Below are 23183 nucleotides of genomic sequence, written 5' to 3'. Positions count from 1 at the left end.
CTGGATGCGAAGCACGATGACCCGACGCGAAAGACCCAAGGCCGTCACCCTGACCGATGCCGCTGCTGCGCGCGTCAAGGAGATCATGGCCAATCGCGGCGCCGGCTTCCTGCGGGTCGGCGTGAAGAATGGCGGCTGTGCCGGCATGGAATACGAGATGGGCTATGTCGAGGCGCCCGAGGCGCTGGACGAGCGCGTCGAGGACAAGGGTGTGGAGATCGTGCTGGAATCGAAGGCGCTGCTTTTCCTTCTGGGCACACAGATCGATTATGAAGTGACGCCGCTGCACGCCAAATTCGTGTTCAACAACCCCAACCAGACCGATGCCTGCGGCTGCGGGGAAAGTGTCACCATCGTGCCGGCCGTGAGCGCCTGACCCCATGAAGCTGATCATCTCCTCGACCTCGCCCTATTCGCGCAAATGCCGGGTGATGGTGCGCGAGTTTGCGCTGGGCGATGCGATCGAGGAGGTTGAGGCCCATCCGTTCGACGACGATCCGGATCTTCTCAGTGCCAATCCGCTGGGCCGCGTGCCGTGCCTGCTGATGGATGACGGCCAGGCGCTGACTGAGAGCGCCATCATTGCCGATTACATCGCCGAGCGCGCCGGCGAGCCCTGGCCGCGCGACTGGACGGATCGCCGCCTGGAAGCGCTGGGCAGCGGATTGCTGGATCTCACGGTCATGCGCCGGGTCGAGATGGTGCGCGATGAAGGCATCCGGTCGGATTTCTGGATCGGCCGGCGCGAGCGCGGCATCCAGCGGGCGCTGGACGAGCTGGAAGCGGGCATGGGCGAGGCGGATAATCCGCACGCCCAGGGGCCGCTGACCATGGCCGTGGCGCTGGGTTATCTGGATTTCCGCTATCCCGAGTGTGACTGGCGGTCGGGGCGGCCGCGACTGGTGGCCCTGCATGACACCTGGGCGTCCCGGCCGAGCTTCCGGTCCACCCAGCCGCCAGCCGACGGATAGAATCGCAAAGAAAAATGCCGCCCTCGAGGCGGCATCATCTTTTTCCGGCAGAGAAACGGCTTGATCAGGCCGCCGCAGACCGGCTCGCCGTGCTCGCGTCGCTGGTCGAGCGGTTCCGCCCTTCCGTCTTGGACTTGTAGAGATTGGCGTCCGAACGCTCGATCAGTTCCTCGATCGACTCGCCGTCGCGATAGCCGGCAATGCCCAGCGATACCGTGATATTGCCCAGATCCTCATTGGTGGATTTGCGCAGCAGTTTCTTGGATTCGACCGTCTTGCGGATCTTTTCCGCGATTTCTGTGGCCGTCGCGGTGTCGGTGTTCGGCATCACGATACCGAATTCCTCGCCACCATAGCGGGCCACCACATGGTGTTCCAGCGAGTGACGGGTCAGGCAGCCCGCCACAAAGCGGATGATCTGGTCACCGGTCTGGTGACCCCAGGTGTCGTTGAAGCGCTTGAAGAAGTCGATGTCGCACAGGATCAAGCTCATCGGTGTGCCGTCGGATTCGGCGGCCCGGCGGGCCCGGCGCAGGGCTTCGTCGAAACGCTTGCGATTGGCAATGCCGGTGAGGGCATCGGTCATGGCTTCTTCGCGGACCCGTTCGAGATGGGTCTTCAGCTTGGTGACTTCGTTGGACGTCGCCTGCAGCTTGTCTTCAAGTGCCTGGCTGCGCCGTTGCATGCGCGCTGTGGCGGAGACCAGCGATTCGACCAGGCGCTTCATGCCGGCGGCATCCGGGCTGGCGACGAGTTCGTGCGTGGCGCCTTCCAGGGCCTTGCCATAGGCAACAGTGTCGCGCTCGGCCGCTTCCAGCGACTGCTTCACGGCGCCGAGCTCGCGGCTCATCAGATTGCCGCTTTCCAGGATCGCATCCTGGATGGCCTTCCACTGGAAATACTGTTCGAAAAGTTCCGCGTTGACGGTTTCGCTGAAGGCCTCGCCGGCCTCGATATGGGTGCGAAGGGTTTCACAGAGTTCCGGATTGGTATCGCTCGCGAAGCAGATCCAGACGGCATAGTTTTCCGGCGTTGGAGCGACGTCAAACTGATCCATGAGCTCAAGCGCCTTGTGCGCGAACTCACGTCCTTCCTTGCCTAGCAATCGACCGTTCACGAGATACGTCCTTCCCTTGGCGAACGATCTTCTTCGTCCGCGACAATCGGAAGACTAGGGGAGAAAGGAAAAGAAGAGGTAAAAATTGCTCATATCGTATGAGGCCGACGCAGATTGTTCTGGCGTTTCATACGATTTCAGCGGGTGGGCCGCCGCAGCCCCGGCGGATACCGGGGCGGCAGCGCGCAGCCAAATCTAGGTCATGAAGTCGGGCACATGGTCGCCAAATCCGACGACGCGGTTATCGTCGTGATCCTGGCGCCGGCGCGACTTGTCGCGGGTGGGGCGGTTGCCGGACGGCCTGTCCTCGCGAGCCGGCTTTTCCGCCGGCTTTTCGGCAGGCTTTTCAGCAGGTTTTTCGGCCTTCTTTTCAGACGCCTTGCTGCCGCCACGCGTGCTGCGGCTCTTGCGGGGAGCCGGCTTTTCGGTGTCCGGGGCCGATGCCTTCACGCCCTCCACCGGCAATTCCGGCACGTCCTGCTGGATCAGCTTGAGAACGGCGCTCAGCGACTTGTCGTCGGCCGATGTCGTGATCGTGATCGCTTCACCGGTCTTGCCGGCGCGGCCGGTCCGGCCGATCCGGTGGACATAATCGTCGGCATGGTGCGGTACGTCATAATTGAAGACGTGGCTGACATCGGGAATGTCGAGCCCGCGCGCAGCGACGTCGGAGGCCACCAGGAAGCGCAGTTCGCCGGACTTGAAGCCGGCCAGCGTCGCGGTCCGCGTGGACTGGTCCAGATCGCCGTGGATCGGGGCGGCAGAGAAGCCGTGGCGCTGCAGCGAGCGGGCGACGATATCCACATCGCGCTTGCGGTTGGCGAAGATGATGCCGTTCTTCACGCCGTCGCGGTTCATCGCGGCACGCAGGGCGGCGCGCTTGTCCTTGGCGGCCGAGGAGGCGGCCTTCACCAGATATTGCTGGATGTTCGCACCGGTCGTTGCGGGGCGGGCAACCTCGACCCGCTCGGGATTATTGAGGAAGCGGTCGACCAGGCTCTTGATCTCCTTCGGCATGGTGGCCGAGAAGAACAGCACCTGGCGGCGCGGCGGCACCATGTTGAAGATGCGCTCGAGGTCGGGGATGAAGCCCATGTCCAGCATGCGGTCGGCTTCGTCGACGACGAGGAACTGCACGCCATTCATCAACAGCTTGCCGCGCTCGAAATGGTCGAGCAGGCGGCCCGGCGTGGCGATCAGCACGTCGGCGCCCTTGTTGAGGATCTCTTCCTGCGGCCCGAAGGCAACGCCACCGATCAGCAGCGCCATGGAGAGTTTCTGACCCTTTGAATAGGTCTCGAAATTCTCCGCCACCTGGGCCGCGAGCTCGCGCGTGGGCGCAATGATCAGCGAGCGCGGCATGCGTGCCTTGGCACGGCCGCGCGACAGCCGCTCGATCAGGGGCAGGGTGAAGGACGCGGTCTTGCCCGTACCGGTCTGGGCAATACCAAGGACATCGCGACCGGCCAGGGCTGGCGGGATGGCGCCGGCCTGGATCGGTGTCGGGTCGGTATACCCGGCAGCTTCAATCGCTTCGAGGAGTTTCGGGCTCAGTCCGAGTTCAGCGAACGTCATGGCGTCCTTTGTTTGACACACTAAGAACAGCGGCCGCGCCGTGAAGGCGCGGCCGCAGGTGGGCGCAAAATACGGACACCGTTCGTTGTGTCAACGCAACAGGGCCGAAAGCCTAGCGTCTGTAGGCGAATGGCGTGTCGTCCGTGATATTGATGTAACGGTCGCGCAGTTGAGTCTGGCGCGATTCAAGCGCAGTCGGCTCGCCGTCGATGAGGACTGCAACCGGTGCACTCATCACTTCCAGCGGATCGCCATCCCACACCACGACATCCCCGGCATAGCCCGGAGCGAGGGCGCCATAGCGGTCGCCGACGCCGTAGATTTCCGCCGGTGTCAGCGTGATGGCGCGGAAGGCTTCATCCCAGGGAACACCGTTGGCAACGGCATTGCCGGCGTGCTGCGGCACGAGGCGGGCGTTGAAATACCCGTCTGCCGTGGGGGCCGTGGAATAGGCGACATCCACGCCGGCGTCCTGCAGGCGCGCAGCGTTCTGCAGCGAGGCGCCGAGCGAATCGAAGGAAGAGGGCAGGTCTTCCAGCGGGTCGACGATCACCGGAATGTCCGCGTCGGCCAGCTCTTCGGCGACCATCCAGCCTTCCGCCGCCCCGACCAGGATCAGCTGGATCGGTGCATTGTCGGCCTTGAAGCGGATCGCCCGGCGGATGTCCGCCGCGCGGTTGACGGCCATGACCAGCGGCACCCGGCCGCGGGCTACGGGCAGCAGGGCCGCCGCGTCGTAGCGGTTCAGCGCATCGCCTTCATGATCGCCCGAGAACCGCCCCGGATAGCCGCGGGCGTCTGCCAGCGCGGCTTCCAGGAAGGCCCAGGCCGCCGGACGGGATCCGCCGGCACGGCCGGCGCCCGATTCGGACAGGTCGGCAAAGACGAAGCTGCCGGCCTGGAAGAGCGAGCCGGCATCGCCGCTGGTATCGATCAGCGCGCCCTGGCCGGCGAAGATATTGTGGCCGGTGGACGGGAAGATCGCGGCCCGCGTGACGCCTTCCATCCTGTTGGTCGCCAGATAGGTGCCCGCCGGGTTGAACCCGTCGGCAACATCGAGGGCGACGGAGAAGGGCGATTCGCCCGCGCTGTCGTCCGTGGTCGAGCCTTCCAGGGCGACCTCGATCAGGCCGAGCTGGGAAAAGGCCGCAAACACGCCGGGCGTGACCCAGTTGCCCGACGCATCGATCACGGTGGCGTCCTCGGGGATTTCCGCCCCCGCACCGACCGCGACGATATCGCCGTCACGCACGATCACGGTGGCATTCTCCAGAATGCCGGCATCGGTATTGGTGACGACCCGGCCATTGGTCACGGCATAGGTCTGGGCGGCAGCCGGTGCAGCGAGGGCCACACTGGCCGCCAGAACTGAAATCAGCTGTTTCATTACTGCTCTCCTTCGCCGGGCTGGCCGAGCATGAAGTCGCGGACGGGCTGGAGATCGCTGTTGCGGCGGTCATAGCTCAGCGCACCGTCGATCCAGACCTGGTCGGCCCGCGTGTAGGTGGAAAAGGGATTGCCGGACCACAGCACCACATCGGCGCGATAGCCTTCCTGCAGCGAACCGGTCTCGTCGCCGATGCCCAGCGCCTGCGCCGGACGCGAGGACGCCCAGGCCCAGGCTTCGGCTTCGGAAATGTCCAGACCGGCACGGCGGCCGTCGGCGAGCGCCTTGGCGATTTCCTGGTTGAGGCGCTGGATGCCGTTGGCGTCGTCCGAGTGGATCATGGCGCAGGCGCCGTTGGCGTGCGTCATGGCCAGGTTTTCGCGGACCGTGTCATAGGCTTCCATCTTGAAGCCGCCCCAGTCGGCCCACACGGCCGCACACACATTGTGCTCGGCCAGCAGGTCGGGGATCTTGTAGGCCTCGACAGCGTGGTGGAAGGTCGTGACCTGGTAGCCGAACTCCTCGGCCATATCCATGATCTGGGCCATCTGGTCGGCGCGGTAGCAGTGCTGCTGGACCAGGATTTCGCCTTCCAGCACGCCCATCAGCGTGTCGAGTTCGAGATCCTGCGTCGGCGGATCGACATCCTCGCCATTCTCCGCCGCTTCCCAGTATTCATGCCAGCTGTCGCGATAGTTCGACGCCTCGATCCAGGAGGCTCGGTAGCCGGCCATATTGCCCATATCGGTGGCCGGCGAACGGCCGCGATTGCCATAGACGCGCGACGGGTTTTCGCCGCAGGCCATTTTCAGCGTGTAGGGCGCGCCGGGGAATTTCATCTCCTGCACCGTCCGCCCCGGCACATTGCGCAGGGTGATGCCGCGGCCGCCGAACAGGTTGGCCGAGCCGGGCAGGACGTGCAGTGTGGTGACACCGCCGGCCAGCGCATGCTCGAAACCGGGATCCTGCGGCCAGACCGAGTGCTCGACCCAGACTTCCGCCGTCACCGGCTCGGTCGCCTCATTGCCGTCGGAATGGGCGCTGACGCCCGGCGAGGGATAGGCGCCCAGATGGGAGTGGATATCGATGATGCCCGGCGTGACATAGCGGCCGGCGCCGTCGATGACGGTCGCTCCGTCCGGCGCTTCCAGACCGGTGCCGACAGCGGCGATACGGCCATTCTCGATCAGCACGTCGCCATTCTCGATCTGTCCGCCGATCCCGTCGAGCACCGTGGCGCCGCGGATCAGCGTCGTGCCGCTGGGCCGCGGCGTATAGGTGGACGGATACGGATCGAGATTGATCCGGACGATATCGCCGGATTCGCCCGAATTGCTGCCCGCAGACCCGGCACTGCCCGAGGAGGCAGTGTCCGAGCCACTGCTGCAGGCAGCCAGGGCGATTGCGGCGGTGCACGCTGCAAGGGCTGGCAGGCTTGGCTTCAGTGTCATCGTGGTATCCCCATTTGCGTCCGCAGGCTTCGTGCCGCCGGCGGAGGAGCGGGGATTGAACGCGCTTCGGGGCCAAGCGTCAAATACTGCCTTGCGGACAATTCAGACCGCGCCAGGCTCTTCGCTGAACAGCACGGCCAGCCGGGCACGCAGGCGTTCGCGCGATATCGTGCGTCTGCGCTCTGGCGGGGCACAGCGCAGTGATCGCATCATGCCGAAAGCGCAAATCGACATGAGGAAGGCGTCCGTCCGTGTCGGTGCGCGCGGACTCTTCAGAGAGGCCATCAGTCCTGCCGACGTGGTGCCGCGCGTGGCAGCGAGATGCAGCATCAGTCCCGACAGTTCCGGGTCGCGCCTTGCGGCGAGGAATGTTTCTTCCATCGCGGTCAGTTCGGGGCGAATCTGCCCGTCGGCCCGGTCGAGCGGTTCCGACATGGACTCGACAAAATCGTCCATCGATTGCGAGGCCGGCGGCAGTGCAGGGCGCTGTTCCTCGATTTCCCGGACGAAGCCGAGATAAATACGTTCAAATGTGGCCCGCAGGATAGCGTCGCGGCCGTCGAACAGACGCGTGGTGGCCGAAAGGGCGACGCCGGCTTCCTCGGAAATCGCGCGGTGGGTCAGTGCTGCAGCTCCGTCGCGGATCAGAACGCGGGTCGCACCGTCGAGAATGCGCTGTGCGGTGGGTGTATCGGGAACGGCGCCCCGGTCCGCCCGCTGCTTGTCCGCTGCGCTGGCCATGCGCTCGATCCGTTCCCGCCAGGGCGCGGCATCGTGCCAGCGGCCCTGTGCCGTGCCGGCCAGATAGCGCGCCGTGGATATGACCCAGGCGGAGGTTGCGGTTCCGCTTGCGGATGGAACCATGAGCGGTACGGCCGTGAAAAAATCGGCGAACATGCTCGCTTTTTCCTGAGAAATACCGAAGAGCGGCATGACTTCGGCGAAGAACCCGGTTGTTGCGGTGTCCCAGTCGCGCGCGATGTCGGCGAAGGCGTCGGAGCGAGCTGCCTGCAGGGCGGTGTCGGCCGCGATCAGCGTGCTGTCCCGCCGGGCGACGGCGCGGTGAAGGCAGAGCGCAGCGAACCAGTCGGACAGTAGCGCCGGTTCCGTTTCAAGCGCCCGAACCTGACGGGCCTCCTCTTCCAGCCACGCGGCATCGGCGCGTTGGGTCTGGCGGGCCGCCTCGATCAGCAGCGCCTCCTTGGAGCCGAAATAGTAGTTGATGGCCGATACGGGAGCTGTCGCTGCGGTGCCGATGGCGCGCGCGGTTGCCCCGCGTGCGCCGCCCCGGGCGAACAGGCTGGCAGCGGCGTCGACAAGGGCGTTGCGGACTTCGGGTTGCAGCGGCGTCTGGGTGGTCGTCGTTTCGGGAAACATCATGGCATCGACACTAGCTGTGTTCGAACAGGCACACCAGTACAAGTGTGAATGGGTACAAATGTTCAAAATATGAGCAAGACTCGATGTGAGACCGAGGCGGCGATCCCTGCGGCGGCACCGCGAAGCCTTGACAATTCAAAGCAATAAGAGGGAGTTTCACAATTATATAACGGAAGCGACGGAATTCTGACACGAGAGTGTCGTCCAAACTTCATTGGGTACAAATGTTCGAATTCGCTATGGCGTCCCGGGTTATCCACTCAGGGGGTGATCATGTCGCGTACGCATCTACTCACTTCAATCTGTTCGATGGCGCTTGCCGGGGCCGGTCTTGCTGCGGCCGGGGCGCAAGAGGCCGCCGATGCCGATGTCATCACCGTCACGGCATCGCCGATCCGCGATTCCCAGGCTGCAGCGATCAGCCTGAAGCGAGAGGCCGACAACGTGCTCGACGTCATCTCTGCGGATACGATCGGCCGCTTTCCTGACCAGAACCTGGCCGACAGCCTGGGCCGTCTGCCGGGCATCGCGATCGAGCGCGACCAGGGTCAGGCCCGTTTCATCAATTTCCGCGGCGCGCCGTTCCGCTGGACCGCGATCGCCTTTGACGGCATCGACGTTCTGGGCGCCGAAAACGGCCGCATCCCGCGTTTCGACAGCTTTCCGTCAGTCATCACCTCGGCGGTGGAAGCGCACAAGGCGATCACGCCCGACATGCCGGGCGAAGCGGTTTCGGGCTTCGTGAATATCCGCACATTCAACCCGTTCGACCGGGAGGGGCTGAGCGTATCGGTGGAAGCCGGCGCCGGCGAACAGGAACTCGGCGGTGGAGACATCGGCAAGTACAATGCCCGTCTGTCCTGGTCCGGCGAGCAGTTCGGCTTCGCGCTCTTCGGCTCGAACAATTCGCGTGAACAGGTCACCGACAATCGTGAACTCGATCTGGAGATCGATGCCGGCGGCACGCTGACGGTCAACGAGCTCGACTTCCGCAACTATCTCGTCGAGCGTGAAGACAACGCCTATGGCGGCCATGTGGAATTCCGTCCGGAAGGGCCGGTCTCGCGTGTCTTCGCATCGACGCTGTATTCCGAATTCATCGACCGCGAACAGCGCAATCAGTATGTCTTCGACTTCGCGGGCGGGGCGGGCGCGCTTGGCGGTACGGTTGCCCCGGGCGCGACCGGATATGCGCCCCTGGTGCTCGTCAGCCGGCTGCTGGAATACGGCGAGTATCACAACTCGACCTGGACCTCGACGGCCGGTTTGGACGGTCAGTTCGGCGACTGGTTCGTCGAAGCCCGGCTGAACTATGCCGAGACCACCAATGATACCGATCTGCCGATCGCCTACAGCGCGGGCGGCACCGCGGCGGCCATGTTCGACGTCACCGATGTCGATGCGCCGCAGCTCAGCGTGTTTCAGCCCTTCACGCAGACAGCGCTGAACCCGTCGACGATCGCCTATGGCGCCAACCTCGCCTACATTATCGACATGAGCCTGGACACCGAGGCGTGGAAGCTGCGCCTGGACGGCGAGCGCGATCTCACCCTGTTCGGCCGCGACACCGATATCCGTACCGGTATCCAGCTCGACACCCGCGAGGCGGTCGGCAACGGGGCGAGTTTCTCGATCGCATCCTTCCCGTCCACCGTCGATGTCGCCAGTTTTGACACCGGCGAGGCCTGGGCGACCGGCTTCGACAACACGATCGGCGGCACCTATTATGACAATATCGGCCTGCGCAATGCCTGGGCCGCCGCCGCTGGCGGTCTGGGTATTCCCGGTGCAGCCGACCAGCTGATCGAGATCGAGGAAGATATCCTCGCCGCCTACGCCATGGCGACGACGCATTTCGACGGCGGCAATATCGTTTACGGCGCCCGCGTCGAAATGACCGACTACACGACGGCCGGTCCGGACCTCGCGATCGCCTATTCCGACGACTACGTGAATGTCCTGCCCAGCGTGCACGTGAATTTCGACCTGCGTGACGACCTGAAATTCCGGGTGTCGGCCTCAACCGGTCTCAGCCGCCCGACCTATACCGAGCTGCGGGCGTCGGCCGCTGTGGACCCGACCAGCCGCACGGTGTCCGGTGGAAATCCCACGCTGGACCCGGAGACGACCTGGGGCTTCGACGCGTCCCTGGAATGGTATTTTGCGCCCGCCAGCCTGCTGTCGGCCGGGGCGTTCTACCGGCATGTCGACGATGTGATCTATGTCGACAGCACCACGATCGATGGCGGCATCTATGTGCCGGCGGCGGCCGGTGAGGACTGGACGCTCAGCGGTCCGGTCAACGGTAATGAGGGCGAGCTGTCCGGTATCGAACTCAACTTTATCGGCCAGGCGACCGATCTTCTGCCGGCGCCACTCGACGGTTTCGGCGTGTCGGCCAATCTCACCGTGCTCGACAGCTCGTTCGACACGCTTTCCGGCAACAGCTTCTCGCTGCCGGGCACGTCGGACGTGATCTACAATGCCTCGCTCTTCTACGAGAAGGCGGGCTTCTCCGCACGCGTGAACTATCAGTATCGCGACGCCTGGCTGTCCACGACGGAGAATGACAGCCTGGCCGAATACTGGGACGAGCAGGAGCGGGTCGACGCGTCCCTGCGCTACGTTCTTCCGGTCACGCCGGGCGGGGCAGGTGTGACCCTGTTCGCCAATGCCAACAATCTCACCGACGCCATCGATGTCCGTTATGCGGGCACGCGCGCGACGCCGAACCAGGTGGAGGGCTATGGCCGCCGCTTCCTGTTCGGCATCCGCGTTGACTACTGACCTTTCGAGCCACGAAGCCGGTGGCCGGATGCTTTCGGGTGTCCGGCCTCCAAAATTCAGGAGATCCCGAATGTATCGCAATCTGTTCGCCGGCATTGCCGCGCTCGCGCTGACCGCCGCTGCTCATGCAGAGGCCCCCCTGGCTGAAGCCATCCGGACCGCAGACGGCATGATCGCGGTCAGCTGGACCCTGGAAGGCCCGGTCGACGTGTTCGTCGCTCACGAGGCCGATGCCGGTATCGGGGAGGCCACACCACTGTCCATGGATGATGAAGACCGCAATGTCACCTATCAGCCGGCCGGGACCGGCCGCCCCTACTTCCTGCTCCGCCCCGAGGCTGGTGCAGTGATCGAGGTGGCCGAACGTGTCCTGCCGCTGGAAGGCGGCCGCAATTTCCGGGATCTGGGCGGGTACCGCACGGCGGACGGCCAAAGTGTCAAATGGGGCCGGCTCTACCGCTCAGGCGCGATGCACGAGCTGACGTCCCGGGATTATCAATACCTGGCCGATCTCGATATCGCCGTGATCTGCGACTTCCGCGCCAATTCGGAGCGGGCCGAGGAGCCGACCGAATGGGCTGGCGGACCGGCCGAGCATATCGACTGGGACTATGAAATGGATACGTCCGGCTTTGCCGCGGCATTCGCCGGCGAACTCTCGCCCGAGCGGTCGGCGGCGGCGATGACGGAGTTCTACCGCCAGGCGCCGACCGAGTTCGCGCCGCGCTATGCCGTCATGTTCGAGCGGATTGCCGCGGGCGATCTGCCTCTGGCCTTCCATTGTACCGCCGGCAAGGACCGCACCGGTGTGGCGGCCGGACTGATCCTGACTGCACTGGGTGTTCCGCGCGAGACCATCCTTGCCGACTATGCCATGTCCGACGACCTCGTCGATTACATGGCCGAACTGCGCGAGGAACGCGAGACGATCGATCCGGAGGACCCGATGGCGTTCTGGGCGCAATTGCCCGAAGCGGTCATCGCGCCCTTCATGGCGTCCGATCCGGCCTATCTCCAGGCGGCACTCGAACAGATCGAGGCCGATCACGGCAGTGTCGAGACCTATCTTCTCGAAGCGCTGGATGTCAGCGAGGCAGACCTCGCCGCAATGCGCCGCGAATTGCTCGAATAGGACGCAATGCGCCGAAAAAGGAGGCCGGCCCGGGACAACCGGGCCGGCCTTTTCGTCAGGTGCGCATGCGGGCTACTGGTAGTCGCCGCGGGGGCGGTCGATCAGGTTGCCGAAGAAGATGGCATTCATGAACATCTTCTCGGAACCGCGGAAGGTGGCGCGGAAGTTGGGATTGTCGGCGAACAGGATCACCGAGCCGCGGCCCAGCCGGCGGGCGACGACGGCCGGCGTGCCGGTGATCTCGTCGAGACGCCGCTGCGAGGCATAGCCCGACAGCAGCGGGTCTTCCGGATACTCCACCACGACCGCGAACGGATCGTCGTCCGGACGCGCCAGGGTCAGCGTGGTGTTGCGGTGAAGCGGGATGAAGCGGTCGGTATAGCCGAAGCCGATCGGATGGCTGGTATCCAGATCGCCGGCAAAGATCGCACCGCCGATGACATGTTCGGCGTCGTCCACCGGCATGGCGGAATAATTGCGGCGGGCCAGCGGCTCGTCGCTGGCGTCCTCCTCCTCCTCGTCCTCGACATCGAAGAAGGTGCGCTCGGCCATGCGGGCGGCCTGGCGGGTGGCGATGATCACGCCGCCATCCTCGCGCACCCATTGCTCGACGCGTTCGCGGGCACTGGAGGGCAGGGCGGTATTGCCGCCGCCGACGATCACCATGTGGGTATAGCGCGACCAGTCGAGACCGGAGAGGTCGTTCTTGCGGCGCAGCGTGACGGGGATGTGCATGCGATGGTCGAGCTGGTGCCAGACTTCACCGGCATCATAGGTCGCCAGCCCGTCCTCGATCAGAACCAGGACTTCCGGGCGTTCCACCGCGCGGAAACCGCTGCTGTCGCCGATATCCGGCGTGCCCGAGGCGGTCGAGCCGGACGTCACGGCATAGACGGCCACCCCGTCCTCGGCGGCAATATCGCGGACCATGGCGTGAATGGCGTCACGACCGGTGTCCTGGCCGACCAGCGGCACGAAGACGCTGCCCGGACCGAAATCGATCCGGCCCTCGCTGGTCGAGATGGTCGCCGGTTCGGTAGCGACACGCACGCGGATATCGGCGTCCAGCAGGCGGTAGAGCGCACGCGGGGCGTAATAGTCCGACCAGCGCAGGACATAGCCGTAGGACGAGACCGGCGGGGCCGGCTGGACGACGGGTTCGGCGGTCACTTCATCGCCGAGGATGGCAGCGCTGAAGCCGCGGCCGACGGCGGCGTAGTCCAGATCATAGGCCAGCGGCAGGGTCCAGCCGGACACGTCGTAGAAGATGTTTTCCTCGAACTCGGTGATCCGGTCGAACATCGAGCGGATCATCGTGTATTGCGGCTGGGCCAGTTCGACGACATAGGCCTCGCCGGCGCGCCAGGTCCGGCCATCGACGGTGACGTCGCGGGCCAACGCGTTGACGCGGATATCGTGACGTTCCAGCAGGTCGACAAAGAGACCCGCCCGCACCGGATCGCCCTCGGCCGAGAAGACGAAGGCCCGATCGGCATCATTGCGGCCGGCCTGCAGGGAGTTGGCAAAAAACTCGCGCTGATAGTCCGCGATCTCGCGGTGCTGGGCGAGGGCGCCGGACACGGTCGTCAGCGACGTGCGGAAATGGGTGCGCACATTGTCGGCATGGCTGACCAGGCCCCGCTCGCTTTCGATCAGGCCGCCGCGGGCCGCGCCGATCTCGAACAGGATTCCCAGCGAGCCATTGACCTGCGGATAGGTCGAGCCCTTGCCGACATAGAAATTGTCGAAGCCTTCCTCGGAGGTGTAGAGGCGCGCCTCGCTGTCCAGGAAGGCGATGTGGTGCCGGGCGATGCCCTGGGTGAGTTCGCGCGCCTGTTCAGGGATCAGCGGATTGCGGCGCCGCGGCTCGCCGGGGTGGAAGTAGAACGTGCTCTCGGTGCCCATCTCGTGGAAATCGGCCGAGACCATCGGCTTCCAGCGATGCCACTGGGTCAGCCAGGCCTGGCTTTCCGGCTGGGTCTGCAACAGCCATTGGCGGTTGAGGTCGAACCAGTAGTGATTGGTCCGCGCCGTGGTCCACAGATTGTGCTGTTCGTGATCGGGATCTGTGACCGGGACGGTCGCGCCATAGGTCTCGACATGGTTCACCCGGCGCGAATGACCGTCCGGATTGAAGATGGCGGTGATCAGGATGACGCTTTCGCGCAGGTCCGCCTCGACTTCCAGACCCTCGGCAGCGGCATAGTGGTAGAGTGTCGGGATCGCCGCATCCATGCCGGCCGATTCGGCGCCGTGGACGCCGTAGTTGAGCCAGATCACCGCCGGCGCGTCCGGATCGGCTTCGGCGCCGGGCGCGAGACTGGCCAGATGCGCCTCGCGAATCTCCTCGATCCGGGCATGGTTCTCCGGCGAGGTCACCGTGAAGAACAGGATCGGCCGGCCTTCATGGGAATAGCCGATCGTCTCGACTGTGATCCGGTCGGAGATTTCGGCAAGCTGTGTCAGGTAGGCGACCATCTGGTCGTGGCGGACCGGGCGGTCGCCGACACCGAAGCCGAGCACATCCTCGGGCGCCGGAACGCTCTCGTCGTAAGGCGTTGCGTCCAGCTGGAAAAATTCGATCGGTTCAGCCTGGGCAGACGCAGCGGTGAGTGCCGCAAACGCGCCGGCCAGAGCGGTCAGTCGAGCCATGATATCCCCTCATCATCGTGTTTGAGAGGAAAGCTAGCGCTCCGGCCGCGCAACGCCAATGCCCATGACAGCAGTTGCTCGGAGCGACTGTGATCGGGTGACGGGTTGATCCGGGCTCTGGACCCGGCATGGTGGCGCGCGTGAAGCAATCCCGAAGGAGAACGGTGATGGAGCAGGGCACGCTGGCCGTTGCCGGCCTGCTGGCAGCCGGCCTGGCAATCCTTCCCGCCGCGCAGGCCCGGCAGGCAGAGCTTTCCTGTGCGCCGGTGCACCAGATCCGGATTTACGAGGTGCCGGCGGAGAACGAGGCCGTCTTCCACGCGCGTTTCCGCGATCACGCGGCCCGTATCATGGCGGCTCACGATTTCGACATTGTCGAGACATGGGCCTCGCGTTTCGAAGGCCGGGTCGAGTTTGTCTACCTGCTGCGCTGGCCGGATATCGAAACCATGCAGGCGCGCTGGGCAGATTTTATGGCCGACGAGGAATGGTCGGCGATCAAGGCGGAGACCGGTGCGCGGCACGGCACTTTTGTTACCGGTATCCAGGACAGGACGCTGTGCCCGGCAGGCTGGTCGCCGGGCGGGATTCCGGAGCCGGACTAGAGGTCCAGTTCGGCTTCGTCGACGAAGGCGGCATTGTCCTGGATGAATTTGAAGCGGGCTTCCGGCTTCTTGCCCATCAGGGTCTCCACCAGCGCTTCCAGCGTCGGCAGCTCGTCGGCATCGATCACCACCCGGGCCAGCGTGCGCTTGCCCGGATCCATGGTGGTTTCCTTGAGCTGGGACGGTGTCATTTCGCCGAGACCCTTGAAGCGCCCGATCTCGACCTTGGCGTTCGGCTTGAACTCGTCGGCCATGATCTGGTCGCGATGCGCATCGTCGCGGGCATAGAGCGTGCGGCTGCCCTGCGTCATGCGGTAGAGCGGCGGCTGGGCGAGGAAAAGCCGTCCGGAATGAATGAGTTCCGGCATGGAGCGGTAGAAGAAAGTGATCAGCAGAGCCGCGATATGGGCGCCGTCGACATCGGCGTCGGTCATGATCACGACGCGCTCATAGCGCAGATCGTCCAGCTGGAAACGGCTGCCGGTCTGGCAGCCCAGCGCCTGCAGGAGATCGGAGATTTCCTGGTTGGCGGCGATCTTGTCGGCCGTGGCCGAGGCGACGTTCAGGATCTTGCCGCGCAGAGGCAGGATGGCCTGGGTCTGGCGCGACCGGGCCTGTTTGGCGGACCCGCCGGCCGAGTCGCCCTCGACGATGAACAGCTCGGTGCCATCGGCGCCGGAGCGCGAACAGTCGGCCAGCTTGCCCGGCAGGCGCAGGCGGCGCGAGGCGGTCTGGCGCTTGACGTTCTTTTCCTTGCGGCGGCGCATGCGGTCGTCGGCGCGCTCGATGACAAACTCGACGAGTTTCGCGGCTTCCTTGGGCGAACCGGCCAGCCAGTGATCGAACTGGTCGCGCACCGCGGTCTCGACCAGCTTGGCCGCTTCCGGCGTTGCCAGGCGCTCCTTGGTCTGGCCCTGAAATTCCGGGTCGCCGATGAAGACGGAGACGAGGGCACCGGCCCCGCCCAGCACGTCTTCCGGCGTGATGTTCGCCGCCTTCTTGGCGTGGGTGTGTTCGGCATAGGCGCGCACGCCCTTGGTCAGTGCCGCGCGCAGGCCCTGTTCGTGCGTGCCGCCCTGGGGCGTCGGCACGGTGTTGCAGTAGGACTGGCAGAAGCCGTCGGCCTCGCTGCCATAGCCATTGCCGGACCAGGTAACGGCCCATTCCACGCCGCCGGCGCCATCCTCGCGCTCGACCTTGCCGGAGAAGGTCTCCGCCGTGATCAGCGCGCTCTTGGCGGCCATTTCGGTCATCCGGTCGGCCAGGCCGCCCGGGAAACACAGGATATCGTCGGCCGGGGTTTCGGTGCCGTCGACAAGGGAGGGGGCGCAGCGCCACTGGATCTTCACACCGCGGCGCAGGAAAGCCTTGGAGCGTGCCATCGCGTAAACGCGCGCCGGCTTGACCCGCATCTTGTCGCCGAAAATCTCCGGATCGGGCCGGAAGCGGATCTTCGTGCCGCGGCGATTGGGGGCGGGGCCGACCTTCTCGATCGGGCCCAGCGGCAGGCCGCGCGAATAGGACTGGCGCCACAGCGTCTTTTCGCGGGCGACCTCGATCTCCACGGTTTCCGACAAGGCGTTGACCACGGAGATACCCACGCCGTGCAGGCCGCCGGAGGTCTTGTAGGCGCTGTCGGAGAACTTGCCGCCGGCGTGCAGCACGGTCAGCACGACTTCCAGCGCGGACTTGTCGGGATATTTCGGGTGCGGATCGACCGGGATGCCGCGGCCATTGTCCGTCACGGTGATGAAACCGTCCTCGTCGACGACGACCTCGATCCGGTCGGCCCAGCCGGCCACGGCTTCGTCCATCGAGTTGTCGAGGATTTCCGCAAACAGGTGGTGGAAGGCACGCTCGTCGGTGCCGCCGATATACATGCCCGGCCGGCGGCGCACGGCCTCCAGACCTTCAAGAACCTCGATATGGGCGGCCGAATATCCCGGCGCCGGCGCTTTTTCCGGTGTCGGGGCGGGGGCCCCGCCGAACAGGTCGTGGTGCGAGTTCTGCGAAGACATGGGCCCAGCATGCACCAGGCGTAGCGATTCGGGTATTTTTCAGAGCAGCCAGAACCGGCTGCGCGACAGGCGGCGTTCGCAGCGATCGATCTGGGCCTGATAGCTGGCGGCATCGCGTGCCACGCTGTTGGCCGCATTCATCAGCCAGCCCTTGGAACGGTAGCTGCCGCGGTTATAGCCGCCATGGCCCTCATGATAGGTCAGGTAGAGCTCGCGCGCCTGGTGCGGCTGGACGCCGGACAGCTGGCGGCTCTTGGATGAATACCAGCCGATGAAGTCCACGGCGTCCTCGAAATCGTCGCGGTCGGCGCCACGGCGGCCGGTGTCGCGGCGATACCAGTCCCACGTGCCGTCGAGTGCCTGGGCATAGCCATAGGCACTCGACGGACGGCTGGTCGGGATGATTCCGAGCAGGCGGTTGCGGGCGGGGCGGGCATGGGCGTTGAAGCTGGACTCGCGGCGCAGGATCGCCATCTGCACGCCCGGCGGGATGCCCCAGCGCTGTTCGGTGCGCTGCAGGGCGCGCCACCAGGCGCGATTGTCTTCCAGAATGAGGCAGGCATCGGTGACCTGGTCCGGCGGACGGTGTCCGCAGGCGGAAAGCCCGACGAGGGCGCACAAAAGAAGAAGGCTCGCACGCATCATGCGCGCGAGCCTCGCTGATTGTGGTTAACCGGCGGTTGCCGGAGGGCGTTTTGCGGATCAGAAGACCATGCGCATCACGAGACGGGCCGTGTGACGGATGAAATCGTCGCGCACATCGGCATCGTAATCGAGCGAGAAGGTGGAATAGCCCGAACCGGCACTGACACCGAAGCCGAACAGCAGGCCGGATCCCGGCAGCTGCTGCGAACGCAGGATGAAGGTGTCGTCGTAATCGGCGAAGCGAGCCTCGGTTTCCAGGATGTCGTTGGAGAACTCGCTGCGATAGCCCAGGCGCACCACCGGCGACCACCAGCGGCTGGAATTCTCGAACAGGGCGCCCATGGTCAGGACGGCCGAACCGGTGAAGCTCGTCGAGTCACGGTCGGCGATCGACAGGTCGACGCCGATGCCGCCGCCGGTCTCGGTATAGCCTTCCTCGAACAGATGCAGGTAATCGACCGAGAGCGCCGGGCGGGCATAATAGCGGCCGCCGAACTCGAAATCGCGCGAGACACGGGCCGAGCCGGTGATGTGATAGCCGGTCCATTCGGCCGACGGGCTGGCGTCGAACTCGCCGATCACAACGCGGCGATTATGTTCGAAACTGTCGAAGCCGGCGCCGCCATAGATGTCGAAATTGACGCCGGACACGCGCGAGCCTGCATAGGCGCCCAGCTGGCCGGTAAGGGCGGTCATCGGGTCGTCGACCCCCTCGACTTCCGACACTTCGCTGGCCGCCCCGACGAAATTCACACCGACAGCGTAGAAGGGACCCACGGGGCGGTCGAAACCGACGGCGACGCCGAGACCCTGGCCGCGATAACCCGGACCGAAGGCCGTGCCGGCGCGGTCGGCGAAATAGCCGAATTCCTGCACCCAGAGCCCGCCGGTTTCCTCGGGGCTGCGGCGCACGGCTTCCAGGCGGTTGGCCAGCGCGCCGATCGCGCTGTCATTGCTCGCCATCGCAAACTGGATCGCGCTGGCCGCATATTCCGGCAGCAGCTGGTCGTAGGCGTCGAAGAAGGCGTTCTGGTTTGTCAGCGACGCAATCGCTGCGCCCAGCGCACCGTTCTCGGCCCAGCTCTCGAAGGCGCTGGCATAGGCCGCGGCCTGGTTGGCATTCATGCCCAGCGCGTCCGCGTCCTTGCGCTCAAGCGTGAGCACGATGACATTGTCGTCGTCGGCAGAGCGTTCCAGGCTGGTATTGTAGAGATAGGGCGAGGGCGAGTCGTTCAGCGTATCGAGGTCTTCCTCGATGGTCAGCGAGCCGGCCCGGACGAGTTCGAACGTGCCGCCGCCGCCGATCAGGTTGGACAGCGATACCGACAGACGCGAACCGGTCTCGAAGGTGATGTTTCCGGACGAGACGATGCGGCGGACGTCATTGTTTTCAGCATCCACCTGCAGCATCAGGACCGAGCCGTCGCCGAAGTGCGCGTCGGAAATCTCCAGATCGCCGCTTTCCACGAGTTCCAGCGTCGCGAAATCGAGTGCGATGGAGAGATTGCCGTCGGAGTCCGATATCGCGCTGGTGATGTATGGCAGCGCCGCCCAGATTTCCTCGTCGGTCATCGGGTCGACAATGCCTTCCTCGATAAGGCGCAGGATTTCGGCGTGGACCGTCGAACCGTCGACGACCAGCGCATCCTGACCGTCACCGAAGGAAATCGCGCCATTGATGCGTCCGGCCTCGACCGTCAGCGTATCGTCGCCCGTGCCGAACAGGACATCGCCGATCATGTAGATCGAGGCGTCGAGCACGGTCGGCTCGGTCGTGTTGTCATCGCCATCGTCAGGCACGGCTTCCCAGTGCTGGCGATAGGTTACGCCGGTGGTGTTGTTCGACACATCGAGCGCGACAGTGCGGTAGTCCGGATTGTCGTCCGGCTCGATCAGATCGCCGTCGGCATCGTAGTAAGCCGGACGCGGAATGTGCGACGCGAGGATACGGCCGGTATTCTCTATCGAGCGCAGCGTGCCGGACCGGTCGACGATCGCATAGCCGCTGCCGCCATTGCTGCCAGAGGCGACTATTTGGCCCGAATTGACCAGTTCTTCCAGCACCGCACCATCTTCGATAACGATGGTATAAGCACTGCCGAAGGCTGTCGCATCGACGGTATTCTGTGACGTGGACGATATCGCGCCTTCATTGGTCAGGATCGGCAGGATGGCGCCCTCTTCGAGATGCAGGGCCACTGCGGTCGCTGCGATCGTATCGGAGAACGAGGTCGCAGAGATCGAGCCAGTATTCAAGAAGCCGTGCAGGAGCTCGGCCGTAAACACCGAGCCGTTCCCGTCGTCGCCGCCGCCGATCAGAATGCCGGTGGAAGACGTGTCGTTGAGGTCGGAGGTTGTTGTGATAGAGCCGCGATTGACCCAAGAATAACCCAGCGGCGTTTCCGGGACGCTTTCGTCCTCGTCTTCGGTCGTATCGTCGTCCTCGACTGCGGGCTGGATGACTTCGCCGAAGGTGATATTGCCGTCGGACGCCAGGATCTGGACCGCAGGCGCCTCACCGCGATGCGACACGGTGGCGGTGCGACTGACGCGGTTGTCGTCGGTCGGTGCGTCGAAGAGGATGCCGTCCTCAATGCTTGACTGGATCAGGATCGTCGCCGCTGCCTGGAAAACATCGTCTTCGTCGAGAGTGGCCAGGTATTCCTCGTTATTGGTGTAGCTGCTGAACTGGTAGCCAGTCGTGCTCACTGCGCTGTTCAGATAGAAGGCGCCACCAACATCGCCTGCCAGGACGATCGCCGAACTGTCCTCGCCGCGTGCAGCGACACTGCTGGTTATCGCGAAATCGCCGGTGAGCGTGTCCTGGATATCGATACCGACGGACCGGTCGCCGATTATGGAAATAGAGCCCTCAAGGCGGACTTCCCCCTCGATGCCCGTGAGCACCCGGATACCGGCGGAGTCATTGCCGCGAATGATAATTGAACCGGAGCTGTCCATGTAGATGTCGCCGACGAACGCGCCGTCGCCATCGACTAGAACGCCGATCCGGTTGCCGCCGATGGCCGACGGTCCGTCGAGATCGCTGTAACCGCTGTCCTCGTCCTCGCCGTCGTCTTCCGGGTCGCTTTCGGACTCTACCGTGATCGGACCGCTGATCGTCAGATTGCCGGTATTGCCGCCGACGACGTGCACGCCGATTCCGCCATCATCGTCGCTGACCACATCGATCGCGCCGTCGACCGTGACGTCATTGCTGCTGTCCAGCGTGACGGCCGTGCCCGGCGTGGAGAGGGTCACCCGGCCGTTCGCCGTGATCACGATATTGTCGGCAACGCCGCCGGATCCCGCCGTGGATGTCGCGATCGGCGTCGTGATCTCGTCATTGATCTGGCGATCGGCGAGGGCGGACGGGGCGGCGACGGTCAGCGTGGCGATAGCGCTGGCAAACATGAGACGGCGACGCATGCGAACTCCTGACGAGACTTCCCGAGACAAGCACAGGGCGAATGGAAAGCGATTTGTAGCGAATGGATTGCGCCGCGTCGACCTCGCCGGACGCCGGGATGCAGACAGAAAAACGGCCGGGCGATAACCCGGCCGTTTCCCGTTCTCTTTCAACTGCGCGGCGCAAGGCCTAGCAGGAGTAGTACATGTCGAACTCGACCGGGTGCGGATGCATCTCGTAACGCAGCACTTCTTCCATCTTCAGGTCGATATAGGCGTCGATCTGGTCGTCATCCATCACGCCGCCCTTCTTGAGGAAACCGCGGTCGGCATCGAGCGATTCGAGCGCTTCACGCAGCGAGCGGCAGACGGTCGGGATGTCCTTGAGCTCTTCCGGCGGCAGGTCGTAGAGGTCCTTGTCCATCGGATCGCCCGGATGGATCTTGTTCTCGATACCGTCCAGACCGGCCATCAGCAGGGCGGCAAAGGTCAGGTACGGATTGCCGGCCGGGTCCGGGAAGCGGGTTTCCAGGCGCTTGGCCTTCGGCGAGGACACCCACGGAATACGGATCGATGCGGAGCGGTTGCGGGCCGAATAGGCCAGCAGGACCGGCGCTTCGAAGCCCGGCACCAGACGCTTGTAGGAGTTCGTCGAGGCGTTGGCGAAGGCATTGATCGCGCGGGCGTGCTTGATGATGCCGCCGATATAGTGGAGGCAGGTCTCCGACAGGTCGGCATAGCGGTCACCGGCGAACAGCGGATTGCCGTCCTTCCAGATCGACTGGTGCACGTGCATGCCGGTGCCGTTGTCGTTCCAGATCGGCTTGGGCATGAAGGTCGCGGTCTTGCCATAGGCATGGGCGACCATGTGCACGGTGTACTTGTACAGCTGCATGCGGTCGGCCATCGTCGTCATCGACGAGAATTTCATGCCCAGCTCGTGCTGCGACGGCGCCACCTCGTGGTGATGCTTTTCCGGCTCGCAGCCCAGCTCTTCGAGAACCGCCAGCATCTCGGTGCGCATGTCCTGGCCGCTGTCGATCGGGTTGACCGGGAAATAGCCGCCCTTGGGTCCCGGACGGTGGCCCATATTGCCGCCTTCGAAGTCGCCGCCGGAATTCCAGGGGCCTTCCTCGCTGTCGATCTTGTAGCCGGTCTCTTCCTGCGAGGTTTTCCAGCGCACGTCGTCGAACACGAAGAATTCGGCTTCCGGGCCGAAATAGGCGGTGTCGCCGATGCCGCTCGCCTTCAGGAAGGCTTCGGCCTTCTTGGCAGTCGTGCGCGGGTCGCGATTATAGCTCTCGCCCGTGCCCGGCTCGAGAATGTCGCACAAAAGGACCAGGGTCGGCTGCTGGTAGAACGGGTCCATGTGCGCCATCGTGGTGTCCGGCTTGAGCACCATGTCGGACTCGTTGATGGCCTTCCAGCCGGCGATCGACGAACCGTCGAACATCACGCCGTCCTCGAAAAAATCCTCATTGACCTGGGACCGGTCGAAGGTGACGTGCTGCAGCTTGCCGCGCGGATCGGTGAAGCGAAGATCGACGTACTTGATGTCTTCGTCTTTGAGTTTCTTCAGGATTTCGTCTGACATGACGGAGCTCCGGATAGTGGGGTCGCTGGGAACAGGGTGAGGTGATCAGAGCGCGTCGCGGCCGGTCTCGCCGGTCCGGATGCGGATGACGCTTTCGATCGGGCTGACGAAGATCTTGCCGTCGCCGATCCGGCCCGTCTGGGCCGCATTCTGGATCGCCTCGATCGCCGCATCGACGCGGTCGGCCGGCAGAACGAGTTCGATCTTGATCTTGGGCAGGAAGTCGACGACGTATTCGGCGCCGCGATAGAGTTCCGTATGCCCTTTTTGCCGGCCAAACCCCTTGGCCTCGATGACGGTCAGGCCCTGGACGCCGATTTCCTGCAGCGCCTCCTTCACGTCGTCGAGCTTGAAAGGTTTGATGATGGCTTCGATTTTCTTCATCACGGACTCCATGATCTTGTCGCGACGCTAGAGACGGTCAGAAAGCTGACAAGCTTCAATCCGTTCCCGCGATCAGC

At 64.5% G+C, this 23183-nt stretch carries 16 protein-coding genes; 5 read left to right on the top strand and 11 right to left on the bottom strand.

Translation table 11 applies throughout. From position 1 onward, the window contains the following. The first annotated feature begins 16 nt into the window (after nt 1-16). Nucleotides 17-376, top strand: coding sequence for a HesB/IscA family protein (locus PKE71_RS09870; protein WP_271186800.1), 360 nt, complete (start codon nt 17-19; stop codon nt 374-376). 4 nt (nt 377-380) lie between these two features. Then, nucleotides 381-971 carry a glutathione S-transferase N-terminal domain-containing protein gene (locus tag PKE71_RS09865; protein ID WP_271186799.1) on the top strand — a complete coding sequence of 197 codons (591 nt, stop codon included), beginning with the start codon at nt 381-383 and terminating at the stop codon, nt 969-971. Nucleotides 972-1035: 64 nt separating this feature from the next. Here the strand turns inward: PKE71_RS09865 and PKE71_RS09860 are convergent, their stop codons facing one another. The 5 genes from PKE71_RS09860 to PKE71_RS09840 form a co-directional block, all read right to left on the bottom strand. Beyond that, the gene (locus PKE71_RS09860; RefSeq protein WP_271186798.1) at nt 1036-2028 is read right to left on the bottom strand and encodes a GGDEF domain-containing protein; all 993 of its coding nucleotides are present in this window, start codon (nt 2026-2028) and stop codon (nt 1036-1038) included. Between the two features lie 255 nt (nt 2029-2283). After that, nucleotides 2284-3663 (bottom strand): DEAD/DEAH box helicase, encoded by a 1380-nt coding sequence (locus tag PKE71_RS09855; protein WP_271186797.1) that lies wholly within the window; start codon nt 3661-3663, stop codon nt 2284-2286. 112 nt (nt 3664-3775) lie between these two features. Then, entirely contained in the window at nt 3776-5050 is a 1275-nt protein-coding gene (locus PKE71_RS09850; RefSeq protein WP_271186796.1) for an amidohydrolase family protein, read from the bottom strand. Continuing rightward, nucleotides 5050-6501 (bottom strand): amidohydrolase, encoded by a 1452-nt coding sequence (locus tag PKE71_RS09845; RefSeq protein WP_271186795.1) that lies wholly within the window; start codon nt 6499-6501, stop codon nt 5050-5052. The genes PKE71_RS09850 and PKE71_RS09845 overlap by 1 nt, the downstream gene beginning before the upstream one ends. Nucleotides 6502-6603: 102 nt before the next feature. Then, nucleotides 6604-7881, bottom strand: a complete 1278-nt coding sequence (locus PKE71_RS09840) for a TetR/AcrR family transcriptional regulator (RefSeq protein WP_271186794.1) — start codon at nt 7879-7881, stop codon at nt 6604-6606. Between the two features lie 273 nt (nt 7882-8154). Here PKE71_RS09840 and PKE71_RS09835 point away from each other — a divergent pair, with 273 nt between their 5' ends. Then, entirely contained in the window at nt 8155-10668 is a 2514-nt protein-coding gene (locus PKE71_RS09835) for a TonB-dependent receptor (protein ID WP_271186793.1), read from the top strand. Between the two features lie 70 nt (nt 10669-10738). Continuing rightward, nucleotides 10739-11800: a tyrosine-protein phosphatase gene (locus tag PKE71_RS09830; protein WP_271186792.1), complete on the top strand. Its 1062-nt coding sequence runs from the start codon at nt 10739-10741 to the stop codon at nt 11798-11800. 72 nt (nt 11801-11872) lie between these two features. Here PKE71_RS09830 and PKE71_RS09825 read toward each other — a convergent pair whose 3' ends face one another. Continuing rightward, on the bottom strand, nt 11873-14452 hold the full coding sequence (locus tag PKE71_RS09825) for a M14 family zinc carboxypeptidase (RefSeq protein WP_271186791.1): 2580 nt from the start codon (nt 14450-14452) through the stop codon (nt 11873-11875). Nucleotides 14453-14619: 167 nt separating this feature from the next. Here PKE71_RS09825 and PKE71_RS09820 point away from each other — a divergent pair, with 167 nt between their 5' ends. Continuing rightward, nucleotides 14620-15057 carry an NIPSNAP family protein gene (locus PKE71_RS09820; protein ID WP_271186790.1) on the top strand — a complete coding sequence of 146 codons (438 nt, stop codon included), beginning with the start codon at nt 14620-14622 and terminating at the stop codon, nt 15055-15057. Here PKE71_RS09820 and parE read toward each other — a convergent pair. The 5 genes from parE to PKE71_RS09795 all read right to left on the bottom strand — a co-directional run bounded on the left by parE (nt 15054) and on the right by PKE71_RS09795 (nt 23106). After that, nucleotides 15054-17075: a DNA topoisomerase IV subunit B gene (parE, locus tag PKE71_RS09815; RefSeq protein WP_271186789.1), complete on the bottom strand. Its 2022-nt coding sequence runs from the start codon at nt 17073-17075 to the stop codon at nt 15054-15056. The two genes, PKE71_RS09820 and parE, sit on opposite strands and share 4 nt — an antisense overlap. A 39-nt stretch (nt 17076-17114) precedes the next feature. Continuing rightward, complete coding sequence (locus PKE71_RS09810) at nt 17115-17720, bottom strand: transglycosylase SLT domain-containing protein (RefSeq protein ID WP_271186788.1); 606 nt, start codon at nt 17718-17720, stop codon at nt 17115-17117. Between the two features lie 57 nt (nt 17721-17777). Next, nucleotides 17778-21149 carry an autotransporter family protein gene (locus PKE71_RS09805; protein WP_271186787.1) on the bottom strand — a complete coding sequence of 1124 codons (3372 nt, stop codon included), beginning with the start codon at nt 21147-21149 and terminating at the stop codon, nt 17778-17780. Between the two features lie 169 nt (nt 21150-21318). Then, complete coding sequence (glnA, locus tag PKE71_RS09800) at nt 21319-22722, bottom strand: type I glutamate--ammonia ligase (RefSeq protein ID WP_271186786.1); 1404 nt, start codon at nt 22720-22722, stop codon at nt 21319-21321. Nucleotides 22723-22767: 45 nt separating this feature from the next. After that, the gene (locus PKE71_RS09795) at nt 22768-23106 is read right to left on the bottom strand and encodes a P-II family nitrogen regulator (protein ID WP_271186785.1); all 339 of its coding nucleotides are present in this window, start codon (nt 23104-23106) and stop codon (nt 22768-22770) included. Nucleotides 23107-23183: the final 77 nt, after the last annotated feature.

Source organism: Maricaulis virginensis, from assembly GCF_027922185.1.
Lineage (GTDB): Bacteria > Pseudomonadota > Alphaproteobacteria > Caulobacterales > Maricaulaceae > Maricaulis > Maricaulis virginensis.
This window is presented reverse-complemented; position numbering and strand designations above follow the sequence as displayed.